This is a genomic window from Rhizobium sp. P1_E6 (assembly GCF_056405875.1).
The window spans coordinates 1-2,729 of record NZ_JBFUBG010000216.1 but is presented as its reverse complement, the minus strand read 5'-3'; the positions used below and the strand labels follow the sequence as shown (position 1 = coordinate 2,729).

The window sequence follows — 2,729 nt, the reverse complement described above, 5'->3', positions numbered from 1 at the left end:
GCCGAGCGGCCTGGCCCCGCGTAGATTGACGTGGCGTCCTTCAATGACGGCAGGAAGCCTACGAGAGCGCAGAAACAGAGATAAGAAAATAATCTCTATAGATTTTATAGATAATGGAATTGCTTTTCCCGATCCGGGGCCCTCACCGCATCGAGCGACTTCGAAAGCACCTCGTCCTGCCGCTAGTCTTGCGCCATCACCCACCGTGAACAAGGAGACTGACGATGAGCCAGAAGACGATTTCCCGCGACACGTTCAAGGAGTGGCTTGCAGACGGAAGCGAACTCGCCGTTCTCGACATTAGAGCCCCCGACGTCGTCGGTTACGCCTCGCCGCTCTTTGCCACCAACCTGCCGGCCGAGAAGGTTACAGGCGACCTGTCGCGCTTCGTACCCCGCAAGGTCGTACGCACCGTGCTTGCCGATGGTGGCGACGGTGCTGCCGAGCGCCTTGCGGCAGACCTTGCCGATGCCGGCTGGCCGAACGTCTTTGCGCTCGAGGGCGGCATTCCGGCCTGGACGGCGGGCGGCGACGGCATCGCCCTGCCGACATTCGATACGCCCGGGGTCGATTTCACTCTCGCGGTCAAGGACGAGAAGGGCACGCCGGTGACGTCGGCCGAAGAGTTGAAGCGGCTTCGCGATGAAGGGGAGGATCTTATCGTCATCGATACCCGCACCGTGCCTGAATTTGCGCGCGAACACGTGCCAGGCGCCATCAGCGTTCCCGGTGCGGAACTGGTGCTGCGTTTCAAGGATGTGGTGCCCTCCGAAAAGACGCGGGTCGTCGTCTCCTGCGCCGGTCTGCCACGCGCCATCCTTGGGGCGCAGACACTGATCGACGCCAAGGTTCCCAACAAGGTCTCCTATCTCCACGACGGCACAAAGGCATGGACTGCGGCCGGCCTCAGCCTGGAGACCGGCAAGACGCGCACCTATGGCGAGGTCAGCCAAACGGCCGTCGAATTTGCCCGTCGGCAGATCGAGGTCTTGGGCAGTGCCGACCTGTTCCCCGAGATCGACATCGAAACGGCTAGGACATGGGCTGCCGACCCCGACCGCACCACCTACCTGCTCGACGTGCGCACACCGGAAGAATTCGAAAGCGGCCATCTCAAGGATAGCCTGTCTTCGGAGGGCGGCCAGTTGCTCGGCGTCGCCTATCGCACGATCGCGGTCAGAGGGGCACGCATCGTCCTCATCGATGATCTTCTTGGCGCACGCGCGCGCATCGTCGCCCATTGGCTGCAACGGCGCGGCTATGAAATCGCCATCCTGCTTGTCGATTTCAATTCGCAGGAATTGAGCAATGTAGCCTGAGACCAAGGCCCGCGCAGTCCATGACGGCGTTTAGATAGGCTCGAACTACCGACGACACCAGAAATATGGGCCGACTGGCCCATATAGTCGTCGGGTCGCAACCATCAGACCGGTCACAGCTCCTTAACCCGCACCAAAAGCTTGCCGAAATTGCGGCCCTTCAGCATGCCGATGGAGGCCTCCGGCGCATTGTCCAGGCCGTCGACAATATCCTCGCGGTAGCGGATCTTGCCTGATGCGACGAGGGGGCCGATTTTAGTCTGGAAGTCAGCGTAGTGTTCGCCCACGAACTCGGATTGGATGAAGCCACGCACCCTGAGGCTCCGGCGGAGGATCGCCGACATCGTGCCGGCGAGCCGGTCATGGCCGGCAGCATTTTCGCCATTATAGGTCGCGACGAGGCCACAGACTGGAACGCGCGCATACGGATTGAGGAGCGGAAGCACCGCGTCCCAAACATGGCCCCCGACATTTTCAAAATAAACGTCGATACCGTCGGGGCAGGCCAGCCTGAGATCGTCGGTGAAGGTTCCGGAACGATGATCGACGACGGCGTCGAAGCCAAGCTCGTCGCGGACATAGGCGCATTTGTCCGCCCCGCCGGCAATGCCGACAGCCCTTGCGCCAGCCAGTCTCGCGAGCTGGCCAACCATCGAGCCGACCGGTCCGGAGGCAGCCGCAACGACGACCGTGTTGCCCTCCTGGGGTTGACCGATCACCTTCATGCCGGCATAGGCGGTAAAGCCCGGCATCCCAAGGGCGCCAAGGGCTGACGTGAGGGGGGCGCCATGCGTGTCAAAGTGGCGAATGGCATCACCCTTGATGACGGCATCGGTGCACCAACCGGTGCGTCCACGGACCATGTCGCCGGGCTTGAAATCCGAATGCCGCGAATGCGTCACCTCGCCTATGGTCTCGCCTTCCATTGTCCCATCGACCGGGACCGGTGCAGCATAAGATTTGGCGTCGCTCATGCGGCCGCGCATATAGGGGTCAAGCGATAGATAGATCACGCGCAGGCCGACCTCGCCTTCCTTGATCTCGGGCAGATCGAAAGTCTCGACGCGAAAATTGTCCAAAGTCGGAGCCCCCTGCGGTCTGCTTGCAAGAACTATTCGTTTTCCGGTCGCCATATCGATCTCCCTTCTTGTCACCTATCGAACAGTCGCAAAGCGCCGGCTTTCCAGCCCGGCCATCCCAACGGTGCGACCACGGCGCACCGTTGGAAGCCGGGTCTTATAGCCCATGCCCGATTGTCGAACCGACCTCCCACATTAGAAGGATTTATCACCTCAGGAGAAAATTCTAGCACGGGCAGGAATTTCTTTCCCACCTTATCGACGATATAATCTACTAAATTAATAGACTATTATCGATATCGGCGGCTCGAGTATGAACCTTGTCCCGCTC

General features: G+C 60.5%; 2 protein-coding genes. One reads left to right on the top strand and one right to left on the bottom strand.

Annotated features, from left to right (window positions below; all coding sequences use genetic code 11):
* Positions 1-224 precede the first annotated feature (224 nt).
* Positions 225-1,319: a rhodanese-like domain-containing protein gene (locus AC1D35_RS35450; RefSeq protein WP_477942621.1), complete on the top strand. Its 1,095-nt coding sequence runs from the start codon at positions 225-227 to the stop codon at positions 1,317-1,319.
* A 113-nt stretch (positions 1,320-1,432) separates the two neighbouring features.
* On the opposite strand, the gene AC1D35_RS35445 is transcribed toward AC1D35_RS35450, so the two are convergent.
* Positions 1,433-2,452 carry an NADP-dependent oxidoreductase gene (locus AC1D35_RS35445; RefSeq protein ID WP_477942619.1) on the bottom strand — a complete coding sequence of 340 codons (1,020 nt, stop codon included), beginning with the start codon at positions 2,450-2,452 and terminating at the stop codon, positions 1,433-1,435.
* Positions 2,453-2,729: the final 277 nt, after the last annotated feature.

Coding starts and splice junctions, on each gene's coding strand:
- AC1D35_RS35450 (WP_477942621.1), top strand. CDS start 225: ATGAGCCAGAAGACGATTTCCCGCGACACGTTCAAGGAGTGGCTTGCA.
- AC1D35_RS35445 (WP_477942619.1), bottom strand. CDS start 2,452: ATGGCGACCGGAAAACGAATAGTTCTTGCAAGCAGACCGCAGGGGGCT.